The sequence below is a fragment of the Faecalibacterium sp. IP-3-29 genome (genome assembly GCF_023347335.1).
GTDB lineage: Bacteria > Bacillota > Clostridia > Oscillospirales > Ruminococcaceae > Faecalibacterium > Faecalibacterium duncaniae.
Window position 1 is genome coordinate 2,973,877 of record NZ_CP094471.1, and the last position, 17,858, is coordinate 2,991,734.

General features: G+C 58.7%; 18 protein-coding genes and 2 tRNA genes. 9 read left to right on the forward strand and 11 right to left on the reverse strand.

Going from position 1 to position 17,858, the window contains the following annotated elements:
- Positions 1 to 26 precede the first annotated feature (26 nt).
- The 5 genes from MTP40_RS14270 to MTP40_RS14290 form a co-directional block, all read right to left on the reverse strand.
- Positions 27 to 1,055, reverse strand: a complete 1,029-nt coding sequence (locus tag MTP40_RS14270; RefSeq protein WP_005929212.1) for a leucine-rich repeat domain-containing protein — start codon at positions 1,053 to 1,055, stop codon at positions 27 to 29.
- Positions 1,056 to 1,178: 123 nt separating this feature from the next.
- Positions 1,179 to 1,490, reverse strand: coding sequence for a hypothetical protein (locus tag MTP40_RS14275; protein ID WP_156076673.1), 312 nt, complete (start codon positions 1,488 to 1,490; stop codon positions 1,179 to 1,181).
- 117 nt (positions 1,491 to 1,607) lie between these two features.
- The gene (gene gluQRS, locus MTP40_RS14280; protein WP_249259594.1) at positions 1,608 to 2,552 is read right to left on the reverse strand and encodes a tRNA glutamyl-Q(34) synthetase GluQRS; all 945 of its coding nucleotides are present in this window, start codon (positions 2,550 to 2,552) and stop codon (positions 1,608 to 1,610) included.
- Positions 2,549 to 3,865: a M18 family aminopeptidase gene (locus tag MTP40_RS14285; protein ID WP_249259595.1), complete on the reverse strand. Its 1,317-nt coding sequence runs from the start codon at positions 3,863 to 3,865 to the stop codon at positions 2,549 to 2,551. Before MTP40_RS14285 ends, gluQRS begins: the two co-directional genes overlap by 4 nt.
- A gap of 297 nt (positions 3,866 to 4,162) precedes the next feature.
- Positions 4,163 to 5,704, reverse strand: a complete 1,542-nt coding sequence (locus MTP40_RS14290) for a PTS transporter subunit EIIC (protein WP_249259596.1) — start codon at positions 5,702 to 5,704, stop codon at positions 4,163 to 4,165.
- A 259-nt stretch (positions 5,705 to 5,963) separates the two neighbouring features.
- Here MTP40_RS14290 and MTP40_RS14295 point away from each other — a divergent pair, with 259 nt between their 5' ends.
- The gene (locus MTP40_RS14295; protein ID WP_227611717.1) at positions 5,964 to 6,551 is read left to right on the forward strand and encodes a hypothetical protein; all 588 of its coding nucleotides are present in this window, start codon (positions 5,964 to 5,966) and stop codon (positions 6,549 to 6,551) included.
- 69 nt (positions 6,552 to 6,620) lie between these two features.
- Here the strand turns inward: MTP40_RS14295 and MTP40_RS14300 are convergent, their stop codons facing one another.
- Both MTP40_RS14300 and MTP40_RS14305 read right to left on the reverse strand, forming a co-directional pair.
- Positions 6,621 to 7,745 carry a DUF362 domain-containing protein gene (locus MTP40_RS14300; protein ID WP_249259597.1) on the reverse strand — a complete coding sequence of 375 codons (1,125 nt, stop codon included), beginning with the start codon at positions 7,743 to 7,745 and terminating at the stop codon, positions 6,621 to 6,623.
- A 158-nt stretch (positions 7,746 to 7,903) separates the two neighbouring features.
- Positions 7,904 to 8,734: an undecaprenyl-diphosphate phosphatase gene (locus tag MTP40_RS14305; RefSeq protein WP_005929199.1), complete on the reverse strand. Its 831-nt coding sequence runs from the start codon at positions 8,732 to 8,734 to the stop codon at positions 7,904 to 7,906.
- A gap of 252 nt (positions 8,735 to 8,986) precedes the next feature.
- Here MTP40_RS14305 and MTP40_RS14310 point away from each other — a divergent pair, with 252 nt between their 5' ends.
- From MTP40_RS14310 to MTP40_RS14345, 8 genes are all read left to right on the forward strand, one after another.
- A complete protein-coding gene (locus MTP40_RS14310; RefSeq protein WP_249259598.1) occupies positions 8,987 to 9,400 on the forward strand; it encodes a potassium channel family protein in 414 nt (137 codons plus the stop codon).
- A gap of 183 nt (positions 9,401 to 9,583) precedes the next feature.
- Entirely contained in the window at positions 9,584 to 10,249 is a 666-nt protein-coding gene (locus MTP40_RS14315) for a potassium channel family protein (RefSeq protein ID WP_005929193.1), read from the forward strand.
- A complete protein-coding gene (locus MTP40_RS14320; RefSeq protein ID WP_249259599.1) occupies positions 10,246 to 10,677 on the forward strand; it encodes a PH domain-containing protein in 432 nt (143 codons plus the stop codon). Before MTP40_RS14315 ends, MTP40_RS14320 begins: the two co-directional genes overlap by 4 nt.
- Entirely contained in the window at positions 10,674 to 12,050 is a 1,377-nt protein-coding gene (locus MTP40_RS14325) for a PH domain-containing protein (RefSeq protein WP_249259600.1), read from the forward strand. The genes MTP40_RS14320 and MTP40_RS14325 overlap by 4 nt, the downstream gene beginning before the upstream one ends.
- Before the next feature lie 94 nt (positions 12,051 to 12,144).
- A complete protein-coding gene (locus MTP40_RS14330; RefSeq protein ID WP_249259601.1) occupies positions 12,145 to 12,801 on the forward strand; it encodes an HAD family hydrolase in 657 nt (218 codons plus the stop codon).
- A 150-nt stretch (positions 12,802 to 12,951) separates the two neighbouring features.
- Positions 12,952 to 13,620 carry a hydrolase gene (locus MTP40_RS14335; protein ID WP_249259602.1) on the forward strand — a complete coding sequence of 223 codons (669 nt, stop codon included), beginning with the start codon at positions 12,952 to 12,954 and terminating at the stop codon, positions 13,618 to 13,620.
- A gap of 160 nt (positions 13,621 to 13,780) precedes the next feature.
- A tRNA-Met gene (locus MTP40_RS14340) sits at positions 13,781 to 13,857 on the forward strand.
- Positions 13,858 to 13,948: 91 nt separating this feature from the next.
- A tRNA-Glu gene (locus tag MTP40_RS14345) sits at positions 13,949 to 14,023 on the forward strand.
- 112 nt (positions 14,024 to 14,135) lie between these two features.
- On the opposite strand, the gene MTP40_RS14350 is transcribed toward MTP40_RS14345, so the two are convergent.
- The 4 genes from MTP40_RS14350 to MTP40_RS14365 all read right to left on the reverse strand — a co-directional run bounded on the left by MTP40_RS14350 (position 14,136) and on the right by MTP40_RS14365 (position 17,857).
- Positions 14,136 to 15,032 (reverse strand): IS3 family transposase, encoded by an 897-nt coding sequence (locus tag MTP40_RS14350; RefSeq protein WP_249260102.1) that lies wholly within the window; start codon positions 15,030 to 15,032, stop codon positions 14,136 to 14,138.
- Positions 14,981 to 15,337 carry a helix-turn-helix domain-containing protein gene (locus tag MTP40_RS14355; protein WP_197039581.1) on the reverse strand — a complete coding sequence of 119 codons (357 nt, stop codon included), beginning with the start codon at positions 15,335 to 15,337 and terminating at the stop codon, positions 14,981 to 14,983. Before MTP40_RS14355 ends, MTP40_RS14350 begins: the two co-directional genes overlap by 52 nt.
- Before the next feature lie 117 nt (positions 15,338 to 15,454).
- Entirely contained in the window at positions 15,455 to 16,786 is a 1,332-nt protein-coding gene (serS, locus tag MTP40_RS14360) for a serine--tRNA ligase (RefSeq protein ID WP_156062311.1), read from the reverse strand.
- 201 nt (positions 16,787 to 16,987) lie between these two features.
- On the reverse strand, positions 16,988 to 17,857 hold the full coding sequence (locus MTP40_RS14365; RefSeq protein WP_117476658.1) for a ParB/RepB/Spo0J family partition protein: 870 nt from the start codon (positions 17,855 to 17,857) through the stop codon (positions 16,988 to 16,990).
- Position 17,858: the final 1 nt, after the last annotated feature.

A 17,858-nucleotide genomic window follows, 5' to 3' on the forward strand; every position in this document is an offset into this window, starting at 1 on the left:
CAGAGGCGTTTTTTCATTTTGGGGCATTACGGAGCCGGAGCAGTGAACTCTTTCAGGTGCGCTGTATCCAGCTCTTCGGCATCTTTGGCCGCTGATGTATAGGAAATTTTCAGATATTTCAGGGCCGTATCGTTTGCCAGCAGTTTTTTGCAGGTTTCCGTATCAAACGTGATGTTGTTGGTCAGATCCAGCCAGATCAGCTGCGGCATCTGGGTCAGGGGAGTATAATCCATGTCCTTGTAGGCTTCCTGTGCACCCTGAGAGAGAGACATACTCAGATACTGCACACTGCTCTCCGCCAGCGGGGCAAAGCTGTCGATCTCCGGCCCTTGGCACAGCTGCAGAAAGCTCAGATTTTCCATCTGCTTCAGCGGTTCCAGCGAACCGATCCGGGTCACGTCCAGTCTCAGGACCCGCAAGTCAGCTCCGGCCAGCTGGGTCAGATCGACCTCACTGCCGGTGATCCACAGCATCTTCAGCGACTTCATCTGCGCCAGCGCCGAAAGGTCGGAGACATTGGAATCCGCCCGGATCCCGTCACTGCCATACTTCAGCTCTACCACAGAATCCAGCTTTGCAAAGGTCGGGAATGCGCTGCTCTCCACACTGGGCACACTCAAAAGCATCAGATTTTTGCATTCCTCCAGACCTGTCAGATCTGTAATGGGTGGGGCTCCCCTTCTATTATTGACCGACAATACCTGCAAGCTGTCAAAATGCCGCAGGTCTGCCAGAGAGGTCACCGGATCATACGTTCCCTCTACGCTGACTGCGCAGGCTGCCAGCTGCTCATTGCTGTTGACGTTTCTTCCAATGTCCACCCCATCCGGTGCATCTTTGACGATGAGATCCCCTACGCCGGTTCCGGAATTTATCGAGACCCGCTGATAATCCCAGACATCGCTGTGATAGATATCTCCCTTCGGGCGGTCAAGCCATTTCCGGACGTGCTTTTCCATCACAGGGTCCTGCCACTCAATGACATAATCCTCCCCATGCTCGGCGTGACTGGCCGGAACCGTAAGTGTCGTCTGCTGAACGAAAACATCCTGCATTTCCGAACGGAAAGGTCCCGGTCCCAGATTCAAAGAGCTTGCACATGCGCTGAACAAAAGCATTGCACAAATCAATAAACTCGACGCTTTTAACATTTTACGCATAGCAGGCTCCTTTCTGTTTTAGTCTATTTGCGTAACACTCTCGTTCTCATTATCATTCTTTTTACGAGTTGTCTGATTGGGAATTTGAGACATTACTTCATTACTCGAATAGTCGCCATTTTCGCATACCACATATACCCATATAGTTGTGTAATAATATGTGTATTCCGTCCATGTTCTTTCAATATTAAGTACGCCACCACATTTCGGACACTCAGGAAAAAAAAGCGGCTGCACTCCTTCATCTTCTGGCTCAGCAGCAAATGCACCAAGCGGCATCGCACACACAAGTGTCAATACCACCAATAGACCAGCTAACATCTTTTTCATTTTACTTCCTCCAATCTTTGTTGTGATTTTCGCTATTTATATTCTACCATAAGAGCATTATTTTGTAAACAATAAACCACAATCTTTACCGTTTCCAGTGAAAGATTGTGGTTTTGCTTAAAACAGACCTTCCGGCAGGCAGATATCCTGCTTTGGCACCTTGTCCCAGGAAAAGTCTGGGATCAGGCTTTCCGGGGTGCGGGGAGCCGGTTCAGGTTGGAGACCATAGGCAAAGGCAAGCCTGCCCACGATCTCTTCCGCCGTATACTTTGCCCGCAGGTTTTCCAGGCTCTGGTCCCCGTCCCGTTTGGACAGGCGGCGGCCATCGGGAGCCAGCAGGAGCGGGCAATGGGCAAACTTTGGGGCAGGCAGGCCCAGCAGACGATAGAGATAGAGCTGCCGGGCGGTGGAAGAGAGCAGGTCCGCGCCCCGCACCACCTCCGTCACGCCCATGCGGGCATCGTCCACCACCACAGCCAGCTGGTAGGCAAACACGCCATCGGCGCGGCGGAGGTAGAAATCCCCGCAGTCACGGAGCAGGTTCTCGGTGTGGAGGCCCATACAGCCATCGGTGAAGGCGATGTCCTCATCGGGCACCATGAGCCGGTAGGCCGGAGCCTTCTTTTTGCGCTTTTCAGCGATCTGCTCCGCCGTCAGCCCCCGGCAGGTGCCGGGATAGATCACATTGCCGTCGGAGGTGTGGGGTGCGCTGGCGGCATGGAGCTGGGCACGGGAGCAGAAACAGGGGTAAACAAGGCCCTGTGCTTCCAGTTTGTTATAGCTCTCGGTGTAGATAGCGGCGCACTCGCTCTGGTAATAGGGGCCGTTGGGGCCGCCGCTGCTGCCGCCCTCGTCCCAGACAAGGCCCAGCCAGCGCAGATCCTCTTCCAGTGCGTCGGCATACTTGCGGGGGCAGCGCTCGGCATCCAGATCCTCAATGCGCAGAACGATGCGCCCGCCCTGACTTCTGGCGCTGAGCCAGGCCAGCAGGCTGCAGGCCAGATTGCCCAGATGCAGCCGCCCGCTGGGGCTGGGGGCAAAGCGCCCGGTCACAGCGCTCACAGGCCCAGCTTCCACTCGCCGTCCACAGGCTGGGAGATGGGCGTGTTATAGAACTCGGCCACGGCCTTTGCCATGTACTCGGCATCCTTGCAGCTGGCGGTCTCCATTGCGGAATGCATGGCCAGCTGTGCCAGACCGATATCCACCATGGGGATCAGGATCTGGTGGCCCAGCAGGTTGCCCAGCGTGGAGCCGCCGGGAACATCCGCGCGGTTTGCGGCCACCTGCACCGGCACACCGGCCTTTTTGCAGATCTCGGCAAAGGCAGCGCCGGTAAAGCCGCTGGTGGTGTAGGTCTGGCGGGCATTGTACTTCAGCAGCACACCGCCGCCCATGACCGCCACATTGGCGGGATCGCTCTTTTCGGGGTGGTTGGGGTGGGTGGCGTGGCCATTGTCGGCGCTCAGCAGCAGGCTGTTGGTGCAGGCACGGATGCTCTGCTCCCGGGTGACCCCCAGCTTTTCCTCAATGCGGGCCAGCACGTTGGCCATCAGGGTGCCCTGTGCGCCCTGCCGGCTGGAGGAGCCCACCTCCTCGTTGTCGAACATGACCCACATATCGCCCCGGCCTTCCTCCTCGCCGCGGCCCTGCAGGAAGCCCCACAGGGTGGTGTAGGCGCATTCCAGGTCATCGATGCGGCCGGACATGAAGTATTCGCCCTTCAGGCCCACGCGCTCGGCCTTTTCACGGGTGCAGAGCACCAGGTCAGCGTCCACGATGTCCTCAGCCTTGACCCCGGCCTCCTCCGCCAGAGCGTCCCGCAGGGTGGAGCCCGCCTCACCAAAGATGGGCTGCAGATCCACCTGAGGGTTGTACTTCATGCCGTTGTTCAGGTCATGGTTGAAGTGGATGCAGAGGTTGGGGATGACAGCCAGCGCCCGGTCGGGGTGGACCAGCAGGCTCCGGATGCCGTTCTCCGTGCGGACCAGAATGCGGCCCGCCACGCTCAGGGGACGGTCCAGCCAGGTGGGCATGATCATGCCGCCGTAGCCCTCGGTCTCCGCCTTGGCAAAGACCATGTCCTTGCCGCCGTCCAGCTGCTTGATGCGCCAGGTGGGAGAATCGCTGTGGCTGGCGGTGACATGCCAGCCGGTCAGCTCACCCTTGGGCATCCGCCATGCCAGCACGGCAGAGCCGTTGCGGGTGGTGTAATATCTGCCGCCGGGCACCAGCTCCCAGGCTGCGCTCTCGGGGCAGTTCTGGTAGCCGTTCTCCTCCAGGATCTTCACAGCCGCAGCCGTGGAGTGGAAGGCGCTGACACCGGCGTTCAGAAAGTCGAAGAGACCTTCGACGGAAAAAGCAGTGTTCTGCATATCTATTGTTCTCCTTTATTTTCAGGTTATCCATTGCTAAACCTCTCCGTCATTGCTTCGCAATGCCACTTGTCCGGGTTGCGGCTCCCAACATTCACTTCGTGCAAAGTATTGCACTTGTGCCTTGTTGGCCGCTGCCCCAACAACAACTCCCTTCATCCGCCACTGGCGGCGGTTGTTGTTGTTGCCTAATAGGAGAGGCAGGGGCCTTTCTTGGCTCCCCTGTTAGAGGAGCTGTCGCCGCAGACGACTGAGAGGTTTCGCCACAATTATACCGTTTCTCTTATCAAAATGCAATCACACCGGGGCCATCTCGGCAAGCTGCTGTTCAAGCGCATGGCGGAGCTGGGCGGCGTGCAGACCGCAGACCAGCTGGACCCGGGTGCCCTGCACCACAAGACCTTTATGGGGCAGGGAGAGCAGAGCCCCCATATCCAGCAGCGAGGCATCCCGCACCGTGAGCCGGAGGCGGGTGAAGCAGTTTCCCAGCTGGGCGATGTTCTCCGGCCCACCCAGCGCGGCGATGAACCGGCACACCTCCTGCGGGTCGGCGTACGGGGACTGGTCTGCGGAAAGGGCTGCTTCCCGGCCCGGGGTGGGCAGATCCTTTGCCTTGATGAGGACGCTGAACACGACAAAGTAGGTCAAGGTCTCCGCAAGGCCCAGCAGATAGAGCAGCGGCATGTTCTGCAGCTGCTCCCCGGCGCTCAGGTTGAACACCAGCGACCCCAGCAGGTTGGAGGTAAAGGCCCGGACGTGCAGGACATGGAGCAGCACCATAAAGCCGCCCGTAATGACCGCATGAGCCACCCAGAGCAGGGGCGAAACGAAGCAGAACAGAAAATCAATGGGTTCGGTGATGGAGGCCACCGAGGCCGTGACCGCCAGCGGGATCATAGCGGCGGCGGTACGGGCACGGTTCTCCCTGCGGGCCGTGAAGATGAAGGCCGCTGCAATGCCCAGATAGCCAAAGGTCTTGGTGAAGCCGGTGTACATCCAGACGATGCCGTCCGAGAGGGGCAGGCCCATGGTGTACTCGGTCATGCAGACGGCGTAAGCGCCCGTGTAGGTCACAGAGCCTACGGTCAGGCTGCCGCCCAGCGAAGAGAACTGGAAGGGCATATAGATGAGGTGATGCAGGCCGGTGGGGATGAGCAGCCGTTCCAGAAAGCCGTAGAGGAACACACCCGCGTTCCCTGAAGCCGCGATCCAGCCCGTGAGGGCGCTGACCGTCCGCTGCAGCGGCGGGCAGACAAAGCAGAACCCCAGCCCCAGTGCCACCGCCAGCGCCGACAGCCACAAAAACGACCACCGCAGGCCCGAATAGAGCTGGGTGATCATGCCATAAAACTGCTTTTCGCAGGTGCGGTTGAAGAGCCACGCCGCCGCAAAGCCCAGCACGATGCCGCTTGCCACGCCGGTGTCCACCACCTGAATGCCCAGAATGGTGGTCTGGCCCGTGCCCGCAAGGCCGGTCATCCCGTTCGGCTGGGCAAGCAGTCCCAGCGCTTCCAGCGCGGTGTGGTTGGCTGTGAGGAACACAAGGTAGGCCATCAGCGACAGCAGGGCGGCATCCTGCTTTTCGGTTTTGGCGCGCACGGCAGCCACCCCAACGCAGAGAATGACGCTGAGGTTGTTGATGAGCACCATCATCCCGTTGTAAAGCAGCTGACCCATCAGCTGCAGCGGAGCCCACTGCAGCACCGGCAGCGCCTGACACAAGGGCTTGCTGGTGAGCAGCGCCCCCAGCACCAGCAGCAGGCCCGCCGCCGAAAGATAAGACAGCGGCGACAGCAGCGACTGTGAAAAGCGTTCCAGCCGCCGCAGAAATTTCTGCATCCGTTTCTCCTCCTTTTCCCGGTTCTTCACCCGTTTCTCCCAGTTTGACCATGGCCGGATTATACGCGCCAGCGCAAAAAATGTCAATCCCGCCCGACTGAGAAAAAAACGACAAAAGTTTGTATAGTTTGCACAGCCGGGGTGAAAAATCGTCCTGCGCACGCCGATTGACAACAGCCCGGCAGAACAGTATACTAGAAATGTACCAGAGCAGTTTCTCCGGCAGATGGGCCGGAACACGATAAAAGGAGGCTTTCCTATGATTCGCAAGCGTATTCTTTCCCTGCTGGTCTGCGCCGCCCTGCTGTGCGGCGTGCTGGCAGGCTGCAGCACCTCTTCCGGCAGCACTGCCGCTTCCAGCTCTTCCGCTTCTGCAAGCGAGAGCATCCCCTCTTCCACTGTGACCGCCGACACTGGCAAGGTGGGCCCGCTGGACGCAGGCGAGAACTCCCTGTTCTCCCTCTCTGACCCGGATGATGCCTTTGCTCCCTGCCTCGGCTGGGGCCCCGGCGTGTCCGGCTGCTCGCTGAAATCCGTCATCGCGGCGGCTTCCCTGCTGAAATGGGCCGATGGCTGCAACATGAGCATCCAGCCGGTCAGCGACATCAAAGATGCCTATACCCAGTGGTTCGACAGCCTGAGCGCCGATGACCAGCAGAGCTTTGCCGATGCCTGGCCGCTCATCAAGGCCGATGCCGAGACCCTGCTGACCGACAAGGACAGCATGACCGGCCGCATCGAGGATGCCGGTCTGGATGCCAAAGAGCTGCCCGGCTGTTCCGAGGAAAACTGGAAGGCCCTGGCCGATGTCATTGACGTACTGGTCCCGGCTTCCAGCGAGTATTGATCGTTCCGTCTGCCCCTGAATGCAAGAGACATAAAAATAAGCCCGACGTTGTCGGGCTTATTTTTATGTTCAGATCTTCTTCAGGGTGCACTGACGGGTGCCCATGCCGATCTTTTCGGCCTGCTCCAGCGTTGCCTTCCACTCGACATTGGGGTTGGAATCCTTGAAGTTGTCGTGGTGGCAGTTCCAGCCGGGCTTTGCAAGGTTCTGGCCCAGCTGACTGTTGGGCAGGGGCTGTGCGTTCAGGCAGGCATCGGCACAGGCCTGATCCAGCGCCACGGGGTCAAAGGAGGCGAACATGCCGATATCCGGCAGGATGGGGGCATCGTTCTCGCCGTGGCAGTCACAGTTGGGGCTGATATCCTGCACCAGGCTGATGTGGAAGCAGGGGCGGTCTGCACAGACGGCGGCGGCATACTCCGCCATCTTGCGGTCCAGCTCCTCGTTGGCGCTGCTGTCGATGGAATAGATGGCATCGAAGTTGCAGGCACCGATGCAGCGGCCGCAGCCCTTGCACTTTTCGTAATCAATGACCGCCTTGTTGTTCTCATTGTAGCGGATGGCATCGGAGCCGCACTCCTTGGCGCAGCGGTGGCAGCCGCGGCAGAGCTCCTCCTGCACGGCGGGCTTACCGGAGGAGTGCTGCTCCATCTTGCCCGCACGGGAACCGCAGCCCATGCCGATGTTCTTGATGGCTCCGCCGAAGCCAGTCGCTTCGTGGCCCTTGAAGTGGGTCAGGCTGATGAAGATGTCGGCATCCATAATGGCGCGGCCGATCTTGGCGGTCTTGCAGTATTCGCCGTTGGGCACGGGCACCTCAAGCTCATCGGTACCGCGCAGGCCATCGCCAATGATGATCTGGCAGCCGGTGGTCATGGGCCAGAAGCCGTTTTCCTGCGCGCAGCTCAGGTGCTCCAGCGCATTCTTACGGCTGCCCGGGTACAGCGTGTTGCAGTCGGTCAGGAAGGGCTGGCCACCCTGCTCCTTGCACAGATCTGCCACCACCTTGGCGTAGTTCGGGCGCAGGAAGGCCAGGTTGCCCAGCTCACCAAAGTGCATCTTGATGGCCACGAACTTGCCGTCCATATCAATGCTCTTGATGCCCGCCGCAATGCACAGGCGACGCAGTTTTTCGGTCAGGCTGGTGCCCACAGGACACCGGAAGTCGGTGTAATATACAGTCGATGCTTCCATAGGGATCTCCTCCGTTTTTGACAATTTCAGGCGCGGCACTTTCCCGCCGCCGGGTTCTCTCTTTATTGCTCCAGTATAGCACAAGGCCGGGGGCGGTGCAATTGCCCCAGGGCGCAAAAAAGCCGCTCGGACGGGCGGCTGGGGTGTTCGGGAGCAATTTACGCAATGGCGGTGATGGCGGCCACGGCCAGGACGATCAGGCCCAGCACGATGCGGTAGAGGCCGAAGAACTTGAAGTTATGGCGCTTGACGTAATCCATCAGGAAGCGGATGGCGGCAAGGCTGACCACAAAGGCGACCACGCAGCCCACCACGAGGACAGCGATTTCGGTGCCGGTCATCGCAGCGCCGGAGAGGACGAACTTGACCACCTTGAGCAGGGACGCGCCCGCCATAACGGGGATGGCGAGGAAGAAGGTGAACTCGGCCACGCAGGCACGGGACAGACCCAGCAGCAGGCCGCCCACGATGGTGGCACCGGAGCGGGAGGTGCCGGGGATGATGGCCAGCATCTGCCACACGCCAACGATGAAGGCTTCGCGGTAGGTGATCTGTTCCAGCCGGGTGACATGCGGGGCGGTGCGGCGGTTCTCCACAAGGATGAAGAGGACACCGTACAGGATCAGCATGGCGGCGACCGTGATGTAATTGTAGAAGCGGGTCTCAAACCAGTCGTCCAGCGGGCTGATGATGAGCACCGGGATGGTGGCGGCCACCACCTTGAACCAGAGCTGCCAGACGGCAGGTTTGGAGCAGACGCGGCCATGGCGCAGGCCGAAGGGCCAGAGCTTATTCCAGAACAGCACCACCACGGCCAGAATGGCACCCAGCTGGATGACCACGCGGAACATGGACATAAACTCCTCGCTGGCGTTGAACTTGACCACCTGCTCCACCAGGATCATGTGGCCGGTGGACGAGATGGGCAGCCACTCGGTGATGCCCTCCACAATGCCCATCAGGATGGCTTTCAGTATTTCAAGAAACATGGGTTCTCCTCCCTGCAAAGCGGCACAGGCACTCTGCACACATTCAGATTGGGTTCGCTTTCCAGTATATCATATTCTGAGAGCCTGCGCACGAAAAATCACAAATTTTATACAGGAGCACTGTCTGCTTTTTCTGTATTTATCTGCCGCCGGAAATATGCTATACTGGACACAACGTTTTTCCCTGTGTTTCCTTCTGACACGGACTGCCGGGCCAGATAAAAACAGATTTTGAACAATGAGGTGACATCCATGAATATTCTGGTGATCGGCTGCGACCAGGTGGGCGCGGCACTGGTGCGGGATCTGGAACGCATCGGCCATGATATTTCCCTGATCGAAAAGGACCCCGAGCAGCTCAAGCGGCTGGACAGCTTTGATGATTACTCCTTTGGTGGCACGGCCCTTGTGGGCGACCCCACCGACCCCGACATCCTCAAGCAGGGCGGCGTGGAGAACTGCGACGCTGTGGCCGCCGTGAGCGAGGATGACTCCGTGAACCTGATGGCCGCACAGATCGCAACGAACATCTTCCGGCGCGAAAAGGTCATCTGCCGCGTCTCTGACCCGCATTTGCAGGTGCTCTACCACAAGACCTACGAGCTGGACACGATCTGCCCCACCATCCTGACAGAGCAGGCCGTGTTCCGTGCACTGGCGAAGTGAGACGTAAAACCTCTCAGTCTCGCACCCGCTCGACAGCTCCCCTAGTAGGGGAGCCCTTGGCAAATGCGTAAAGCTTTACCTGACTGCCAAGGCCTCTCCTACTAGGAGAGGTGGCAATGCGAAGCATTGACGGAGAGGTTTTATCCCAAAACAGTTCTACCCAAAGTAATACGAGGTATCAATATGAAAGTTTGTATTGCAGGCGGCGGGCGTGTTGGGCGGTATCTGGCCCAGAGCCTGCTGACGAACCACCATTCGGTGGTCATCATTGAACCCATCGAGGCCCAGTGCCGGATGCTGGCAGATTCGCTGGACATCCCCGTGATCTGCGGCGATTCCATCAGCGTGGACACCCTGCGCACCGCCGATGTTGGCAGCTGCAACGCCTTTGTGGCCGTGACCGGCTCGGACGAGGACAACCTCGTGGCCTGTCAGATCGCCAAGCGGGAGTTCGGCGTGGACCGCACCGTGGCCCGGGCCTCCAACCCCAAGAACCGGGAGCTGCTGCACACCTTAGGCGTGGACACCGTGGTCTGCGGCACCGACAACCTGAGCCACATTCTGGAGCGGGAGATCGAGACGGATACCATCCGCCAGCTGCTCAGCCTGGGCGGCGGCACAGCCAGCTTGAACGAGATCCTGCTGCCCGAGAACTTCAAGTTTGCGGGCAAGGCCATCATGGATGTGCCCATTCCCGGCGATGCCATTCTGGTCAGCATCACCCGCGACACCGAGTTCATCATCCCCCACGGCAACACCGTTCTGCTGCCCTGGGACCGCATCCTGGTGCTGACGCAGGACGATACCCTGCACCTGCTGACCGATGCCTGGGAGCTGAACAGCAAGTGACGGAGCGGGAGCTGCGCCGCACGGCGCTCATCATCCCGCCCCGGGGCCGGGCTGTGCTCTGCTGCTGGGCCGCCATCCCGGGCCTGTTGGCGGCTCCCTTTGTGTTCTGGCAGAGCATGCCCGCCGGGGTGGTGTTCTGCCTGCTCTGGGCCGCACTGGTGGCGGTGGTGTACCAGCGCGCCTGCAGCTATGCCGCCGCGCTGGGCGCGGAGACCCTGACGGTGTACTCTGGCATCGTCTTCCCGCTGCGGCGGGCGATCCGCCGCAGGGCCGTAACAGGGCTGTTCCGGCTGCGCACGCCGCTGCTCCGGCTGGCAGGGGGATCGGTGGTCGTCATCACGGCACCGGGCACGCGGCTTATTTTACCGGCGGTCCCGGCAGAGCAGGCCGCTGCCCTCACCCATGCCCTTGCGGAGGAGATCCGATGAACGAACGCCGCCTGCACCCCTTTACCGTTCTGCGGTTTCTGCGCAAGACGCTGGTGGTCTATCTGCTGCCGCTGGTTCAGGTGCTGTTTGAGCGGAACTGGACAGCCCTGCACACGGCTCTGCGGCAGGATGCGCTGCTGTTCCTTTTACTCTGCGCCGTGAGCTGGGGCATCCTGCGTGTGAGCAGCTGGAGCATGGATGACACCGGAGTCTTTCATCTGCACTGGCGGCTGGGCATCCGGCTGGATCGTGCCCTGCGGGGCGAGATGCTGGCTGCACTGACCATCGACCGGCCCCTGCTCTACCGGATGGCCGGGGCAAGCCGCCTGACCCTTTACCCGGTGGGCGCGGCGCAAAAGCACACCCTTTCGGTCTGCCTGCCCAAAGCCGATGCCGAGGCGGTGGCAGACCAGCTGATGCCTCTGGTAAAGCCTACCCTGCACCGGCCCGCCGGAGGGGAGCGGGCGGCGCTGGGTTTTCTGGGGGCCAACGGCCTCTCCACGCTGGCCCTGTTCGTGCTGGCCGTGCGCCAGACCCGGGATGTTCCGGACTGGAACCCTGCCGTTTTTGCCCAGATCCAGGTGAGCTTTCTGGCCCGCTTCGCAGCGCGGTGGCTCCCTGCAGGCGCGGCGTGGCTGCTGGCGGCCGCAGGCTTTCTGCTGGGGGCCAGCCTGATGCGCAGCTTTGCCCAGACCGTGCACTACACTGTCTGGCACACGGCCGACCAGATCGGCAGCCGGGGCGGCTGGCTGGGGCACTTCGAGTGCCGGGTGCGGACAAGCGAGATCAGCTTTGCAGATGTCCGCATCTCCCCCGCTGCCCGGCTGATGAAACGCTGGCCGGTCTTTGTAACGGCGGGCGGCTGCTCCCCCGAGCTGCCGCTGTTCGTCTACCGCAGCGGCGAGGAGGCATTGTTCCGGGAGCTGCTGCCGGAGTTTCGGATGCCGCCCGACCTGCTGGCCCGCACCGAGCAGCGCAGTCTCATCTTTTTTGCATCGGCAGGCATTCCCTTTGCCCTCTGCCTGCTGCTGACGCTGGTCTCTGCCACAGTGCTGCCCCAGCTGACCGTGACCCTGCTCATCCCCACGCTCTTCTTTGGGGCACTGCTGGCCGGAGCCGCGGCCGGCTACCGGCGGGAGGGCCTCTGGCTGCGGGAGGGCCGCATGACCCTGCGGCGGCAGCAGGGGCTCTACCTGCATTGCATCTGTGTGTTTCACCCGGATGTCTGCCTGACCGCAGCACAAAGCCCCTGGGCTGCCAGCGTTGGCCGCACCAACCTGACCCTGACCTTTCCCGGCTGGGTAAAGCTCAAGGTGAGGAGCGTGCCGCTGCGGGATGCGGAGAAATTTTTCAGATTTATGGAAACGAATTAAATCTCTCAGCCGCCGATCGGCGACAGCTCTCCCAATAGGGGGAGTCCTTGGCATAGAGATAAAGCTATTTGTTCTTAGGGGAAGTAAAATTGTTATGATTCATACGGTATTATTTGATTTGGACGGCACTTTGCTGAACACCATCGACGACCTGGCTGATGCAGGCAACTGGGTGTGTGCACAGCATGGGTGGCCGGAGTTTACGGTGGAGCAGTTCAAGCACATGGTGGGCAACGGCATCCCGAAGCTCGTGGAGCGGTTTTCGCCCGCCGAAGCCCGTACACCGGAGCTGCTGGCCGCTACGCTGGCGGAGTTTACCGCCCGGTACGATGCCCACAAGGAGGACAAGACCGCGCCTTACCCGGGCATTGCTGCCCTCATTGACGCGCTGAACACCGCGGGCGTGCAGTGCGCGGTGTTCTCCAACAAGGCTGACCCGCTGTGCGGCAAGATCATCGAGCATTATTTCGGGGCAGGTCGGTTTGTTCTGGTGCGGGGCAGCCGCCCGGGCGTGCCCACCAAGCCCGACCCCACCGGTGTTTACAGCCTGATGCAGGACCTGCACGCAGACCCTGCCAGCACCCTGTTTGTGGGCGACAGCGATGTAGATATCCTGACCGGGCACAATGCCGGTCTGCCTGCCATGGGGGCGCTGTGGGGCTTCCGGGGCCGCGCAGAGCTGACTGCTGCCGGAGCCGATGCACTGGCCGGCGTGCCTGAGGATATTTTAGAATACGTTAGAACACATTAAAGGAACGACCCTCTCCGGTGCTGTGAAGCACAGACGGAGAGGGTCGATTTTTATTTGCAGACTGTTCACAGGATGTTTCTTGCATAAACTCCCCTGTTTTCCTATAATATAGTTCCTATTTGAAACAATTGAGAAACGGAGGACTTGCCCATGGCAGCTGAAAAGAAAACTTCCCCCAACGTAGAGAGCCGCCTGCGCCACAACATCCTGAAAATGCCCCAGGAGGTGTATGCCGCCAGCGGCATCGTCATCAACGGGCGGCGGCTGAAAAGCTTTGTATTCACCACCGACCTTGCCATCATCCGCAACTGCGACGCGGACGCGGTGTTCGCGGTCTATCCTTTCACGCCCCAGCAGGCCATCAGCGATGCCCTCATCAAGGCATCCTACATCCCGGTGTTCTGCGGTGTGGGCGGCGGCACCACCCACGGCGTGCGCACCCTGAACCTTGCCCGCGACGTGGAGAGCCAGGGTGCCATGGGCGTGGTGCTCAATTCCCCCATCTCTGACCTGAACCTGCTGGCGGTCTCGCGGGTGGTGGACATCCCGGTCATCATCACAGTGACAAAAGAGGACACCAACATCCAAAGCCGCATTGATTCCGGGGCCTCCATCCTGAATGTGGCCTGCAGCACCGACACGCCCCGGGTGGTGGCAAAGATCCGGGAGCAGTTCCCGGATGTGCCCATCATCGCCAGCGGCGGCAAGACCGGCGAGAGCATTTCCGCCACCATTGCGGCGGGTGCCAACGCCATTACCTACACGCCGCCCTCTCCGGCTGTGCTGTTCAAGGAAATGATGGAGAAATACCGGGAATGATTTATGCAAGACGCTGTAACTTTTTTCTGTTACAGCGTCTTTTTTACGCCATGGACGGAGATATTTCAGAAATTTTTGAATTTTTGCGAAATAATTGTTGACAAATCGCGGTCGATTAGCTATAATAATAAAGCACTGTTCAAGTGCACAAAATAAATATGGCGGTATAGCTCAGTTGGCTAGAGCATTCGGTTCATACCCGAAGTGTCACCGGTTCAAATCCAGTTACCGCTACCACGTTACAGAGTTTCGCTAAGATAAGGGGGACGGTCGTCCGCAGTAGTGGATGATGGATGTCGGAGGTTTTAGCGAAGCTCTGTGTTTTTGAGGCCCGTTGGTCAAGCGGTTAAGACACGGCCCTTTCACGGCTGTAACATGGGTTCGATTCCCGTACGGGTCACCAAAAAGCTTCTGATTGAAAAATCAGGAGCTTTTTTCTTTTTGTTTTTTCTACACAACAAAACCCCGCCGTCTGCATCACTGATATGAACCCCAAAAGTTAGACAAAAATCAAATTAAGCGACCCCAACGGTCTGAATCCTGTATTGCACAGGGCTCAGGCCGTTTAGTTTTAATTTGATTCGGCGATTGTTGTAATAGTCGATGTAATCGATAATGGCCTTTTCAAGCTGGTCAATGGAATCAAATTTTTCCAAATAGAACAGTTCTGTCTTGAGCAGTCCAAAGAAGTTCTCGGCAACCGCATTGTCCAGACAAGTGGCTTTCCGAGACATACTTTGCGTAATTCCTTTTGCTTTCAGTAGATTCTGGTAGGACTTCATCTGGTATTGCCAGCCCTGATCCGAATGCAGAATCAGATTGTCAACCTTGTCCGGCAGCTTTTGAAAAGCACCTTCCAGCATATCCGTGATCTGTTTGAAATTTGGATGGCGGCTCAGGTTATAGCTGACAACTTCGCCATTGAACAGATCGAGAATTGGAGACAGATAGAGTTTTTGGTCGTTCACTTTGAATTCAGTAACATCTGTGACCCATTTTCGATTTGGCTGGTTTGTCTTGAAGTGCCGTTCCAGCAAGTTTGGCGCAACTTCTCCGACTTCACCCTTGTAGGAGTTGTACTTTCTTTTTGCGCGAACCTGACAGACTAAGCCCAGCTGCTTCATGAGTTTCCGAACCGTCTTGTGATTCACACAAATATCGTTGTTGTGTAGTTCTTGTGTAATTCTGCGATATCCGTATCGCTTCTTGTTCTCATTGAAGATTGTAATGATCTGTTTTTTTACCATCTGGTACTTCGCAGGATTTTGAGACCGATGCAGGTAGTAGTAAAATGTGCTGCGAGGAAGTCCGGCAAGTTGCAGCAATGCTTTCAATGGATATTTCTGCCTTAGCTCCTGAATTACTTGTGCTTTCTGTTTTGGCGTTCCTCTTCCAGTACCAAGGCGTTCAATTTTTTTAAGTAATCGATCTCCATCCGAAGCCGTTGATTTTCTGCAATCAGATCTTCTTCTACTTGCTTATCCAGCTTTGGCTTCCGACCTTTCTGTGTCCCACCGGCGGCACAGGCTCGACCTCGACGTTCTACCAGAAGTGCCTCTTCGCCTTCTTCCAGATAGATGCGCTCCCAATCTTGAAGCGTACGTCTTGGAATTCCATACTTGCTGGATGCTTCATAAAAGCTTAATTTTTCATTGTGAAGCTGTTTGATGATTTCTACCTTTTGAGCTCCGTTGTACTTTCGTTGTCCCTTTGGCATACAAAAACACCCCATTTCCTAAACAGTATACCATACTGTCTAACAAATGGGGTGCAGTTCACACGCGGACGGCGGGGTTTTCAACATTTTATGAGTGCTTTGTGGAAAAGCTCAGGCTCAGCCCTTCTTGTGGGTGGGAACCATAACTTCCAGGCCGCCCATGTAGGGCTGCAGCACCTTGGGGATGGTCACGGAGCCATCGGCCTGCAGGTGGTTCTCCAGGAAGGCGATCAGCATACGCGGAGGAGCCACGCAGGTGTTGTTCAGGGTGTGGGCCAGATAGCTCTTGCCGTCCTTGCCCTTGACGCGGATGTGCAGACGGCGTGCCTGTGCATCGCCCAGGTTGGAGCAGGAGCAGACCTCGAAGTACTTCTGCTGGCGGGGGCTCCAGGCCTCGATATCGCAGCTCTTAACCTTCAGGTCAGCCAGATCGCCGGAGCAGCAGTTCAGCTGGCGCACGGGGATCTCCATGCTGCGGAACAGCTCCACGGAGTTCTTCCAGAGCTTCTCGTACCAGTCGGCGCTCTCCTCGGGGCGGCAGACCACGATCATCTCCTGCTTCTCGAACTGGTGGATGCGGTAGATGCCGCGCTCCTCGATGCCGTGTGCGCCCTTCTCCTTGCGGAAGCAGGGGCTGTAGGAGGTCAGGGTCAGGGGCAGAGTGGCCTCGTCCAGGGTCTGGTCGATGAATCGGCCGATCATGGTGTGCTCACTGGTACCGATCAGGTACAGATCCTCGCCCTCGATCTTGTACATCATGGCATCCATCTCGGGGAAGGACATCACGCCCTGCACCACGTTGCCGTGCATCATAAAGGGAGGAATGACATAGGTGAAGCCCTTGTCGATCATAAAGTCGCGGGCATAAGCCAGCACAGCCTCATGCAGGCGGGCAATGTTGCCCAGCAGGTAGTAGAAGCCATTGCCGGCAACGCGGCCAGCAGCGTCCATATCGATGCCGTCAAAGCTCTCCATGATCTCGGTGTGGTACGGGATGGGGAAATCGGGCACCACAGGCTCGCCAAAGCGCTGAGCCTCCACGTTGTAGGTGTCATCGGGGCCGATGGGCACGCTGGGGTCGATCATCTGGGGGATGGTGTACATGATCTCCTGGATGCGGTCAGCCAGCTTGGCTTCCTCGGCTTCCAGCTCTGCCATCTTGTCCGCATCGGCCTTGACGGCGGCGTTGTTGGCATCGATCTGTGCCTGCAGCTGGGCCTTCTGGGCCTCGTCGGTGCACTTCTTCAGCTGACCGAACAGGGGGCCGTTGGCCTTGCTCAGCTTGTTGCGGGCAGCCTTCAGGCTCTCAACTTCCTTCAGGCACTCGCGGTACTTTGCGTCCTTCTCGATGACTTCATCCACCAGAGGGAGCTTGGCATCCTGGAACTTCTTCTTGATGTTTTCCTTGACAGCATCCGGGTTGTCACGGACAAATTTGATATCAAGCATGATTTACTCTCCTTACTCTATTTCGGTTCGCATGGGGCGGGTAAGCCCGTTCCCATGCCGTTCAAAGGCGGCGTGCGCCTTAGATCGCTATGTTTTTCTTCTCGGGCAGGCTTGCCTTCGTACAACCTCTCTGGCGTATACGAAAAGTTTCCATCGGCTACCAAGGCCTCTCCTACTGGGCAACAACAATGACGGAGAGGTTTAATCCTCAACCTGATATTGCCCTAATAAGTTTGCAAAAGCCTTCAGCTGCTCATCCGAGTAGAAATGGACGGTCAGCTTGCCCTTGCCATCGTGGTAGGCCACATTGACCTCACTGCCCAGCGCCTGCTTCAGGCTCTCCTCCACCTCCACAGGCAGGGTGCCGCGCGGGGCAGGCTCCACAGGCTCTTTGGGGGGCTTGGCCAGCTTCTTGCACAGGGCCTCTGCCTGCCGGACGTTCAGCTCATGGTCGGCAATGATCTGTGCCGCCTGCTCCTGCAGCTCCGGGGTGGGCAGGCCCAGCACCACCTTTGCGTGGCCGGTGGTGAGAAAACCGCTCTTCAGCAGCTCCAGCACCGTTTCGGGCAGGTTGAGCAGACGCAGGCTGTTGGCCAGTGCGCTGCGGCTCTTGCCCAGTTTGCGGGCGGCCTGCTCCTGGGTCAGGTCACAGCGGGTCATCAGCTCCCGGATGCCCAGTGCTTCTTCCACCGGGTCCAGATCCTCGCGCTGAAGGTTTTCCACCAGCGCCAGCTCCATGGCCTGCTCATCTGTGACATCCTTCACGACAACGGGTGCCTCGGTCAGGCCCGCCATCCGGCAGGCACGCCAACGGCGTTCACCGGCCACGATGAGATAGCGGTCTACCCCGTGGGGCCGCACCGCGATGGGCTGCAGCAAACCGTGCTCTGAGATGCTGGCCGCCAGCTCTGCCAGCGTTTCCTCATCAAAGGTCTTGCGGGGCTGAGCCGGGTCCGGCTCGATCTCCCGCAGGGGCAGCGTCTCGATCCGGTTATCGGACTCAAAACTGGGGGCTGTGTCCTCAAACAGACTTTCCAGGCCCCGGCCCAGTCCTCCTCTTTTTTTTGCCATA

Excerpts from the sequence above, each read along its gene's own strand:
- MTP40_RS14270 (WP_005929212.1), bottom strand. The coding sequence starts at position 1,055 with ATGCAGGATGTTTTCGTTCAGCAGACGACACTTACGGTTCCGGCCAGT.
- MTP40_RS14275 (WP_156076673.1), bottom strand. The coding sequence starts at position 1,490 with ATGAAAAAGATGTTAGCTGGTCTATTGGTGGTATTGACACTTGTGTGT.
- MTP40_RS14285 (WP_249259595.1), bottom strand. The coding sequence starts at position 3,865 with ATGCAGAACACTGCTTTTTCCGTCGAAGGTCTCTTCGACTTTCTGAAC.
- MTP40_RS14290 (WP_249259596.1), bottom strand. The coding sequence starts at position 5,704 with ATGCAGAAATTTCTGCGGCGGCTGGAACGCTTTTCACAGTCGCTGCTG.
- MTP40_RS14295 (WP_227611717.1), top strand. The coding sequence starts at position 5,964 with ATGATTCGCAAGCGTATTCTTTCCCTGCTGGTCTGCGCCGCCCTGCTG.
- MTP40_RS14300 (WP_249259597.1), bottom strand. The coding sequence starts at position 7,745 with ATGGAAGCATCGACTGTATATTACACCGACTTCCGGTGTCCTGTGGGC.
- MTP40_RS14305 (WP_005929199.1), bottom strand. The coding sequence starts at position 8,734 with ATGTTTCTTGAAATACTGAAAGCCATCCTGATGGGCATTGTGGAGGGC.
- MTP40_RS14310 (WP_249259598.1), top strand. The coding sequence starts at position 8,987 with ATGAATATTCTGGTGATCGGCTGCGACCAGGTGGGCGCGGCACTGGTG.
- MTP40_RS14315 (WP_005929193.1), top strand. The coding sequence starts at position 9,584 with ATGAAAGTTTGTATTGCAGGCGGCGGGCGTGTTGGGCGGTATCTGGCC.
- MTP40_RS14325 (WP_249259600.1), top strand. The coding sequence starts at position 10,674 with ATGAACGAACGCCGCCTGCACCCCTTTACCGTTCTGCGGTTTCTGCGC.
- MTP40_RS14330 (WP_249259601.1), top strand. The coding sequence starts at position 12,145 with ATGATTCATACGGTATTATTTGATTTGGACGGCACTTTGCTGAACACC.
- MTP40_RS14335 (WP_249259602.1), top strand. The coding sequence starts at position 12,952 with ATGGCAGCTGAAAAGAAAACTTCCCCCAACGTAGAGAGCCGCCTGCGC.
- MTP40_RS14355 (WP_197039581.1), bottom strand. The coding sequence starts at position 15,337 with ATGCCAAAGGGACAACGAAAGTACAACGGAGCTCAAAAGGTAGAAATC.
- serS (WP_156062311.1), bottom strand. The coding sequence starts at position 16,786 with ATGCTTGATATCAAATTTGTCCGTGACAACCCGGATGCTGTCAAGGAA.
- MTP40_RS14365 (WP_117476658.1), bottom strand. The coding sequence starts at position 17,857 with ATGGCAAAAAAAAGAGGAGGACTGGGCCGGGGCCTGGAAAGTCTGTTT.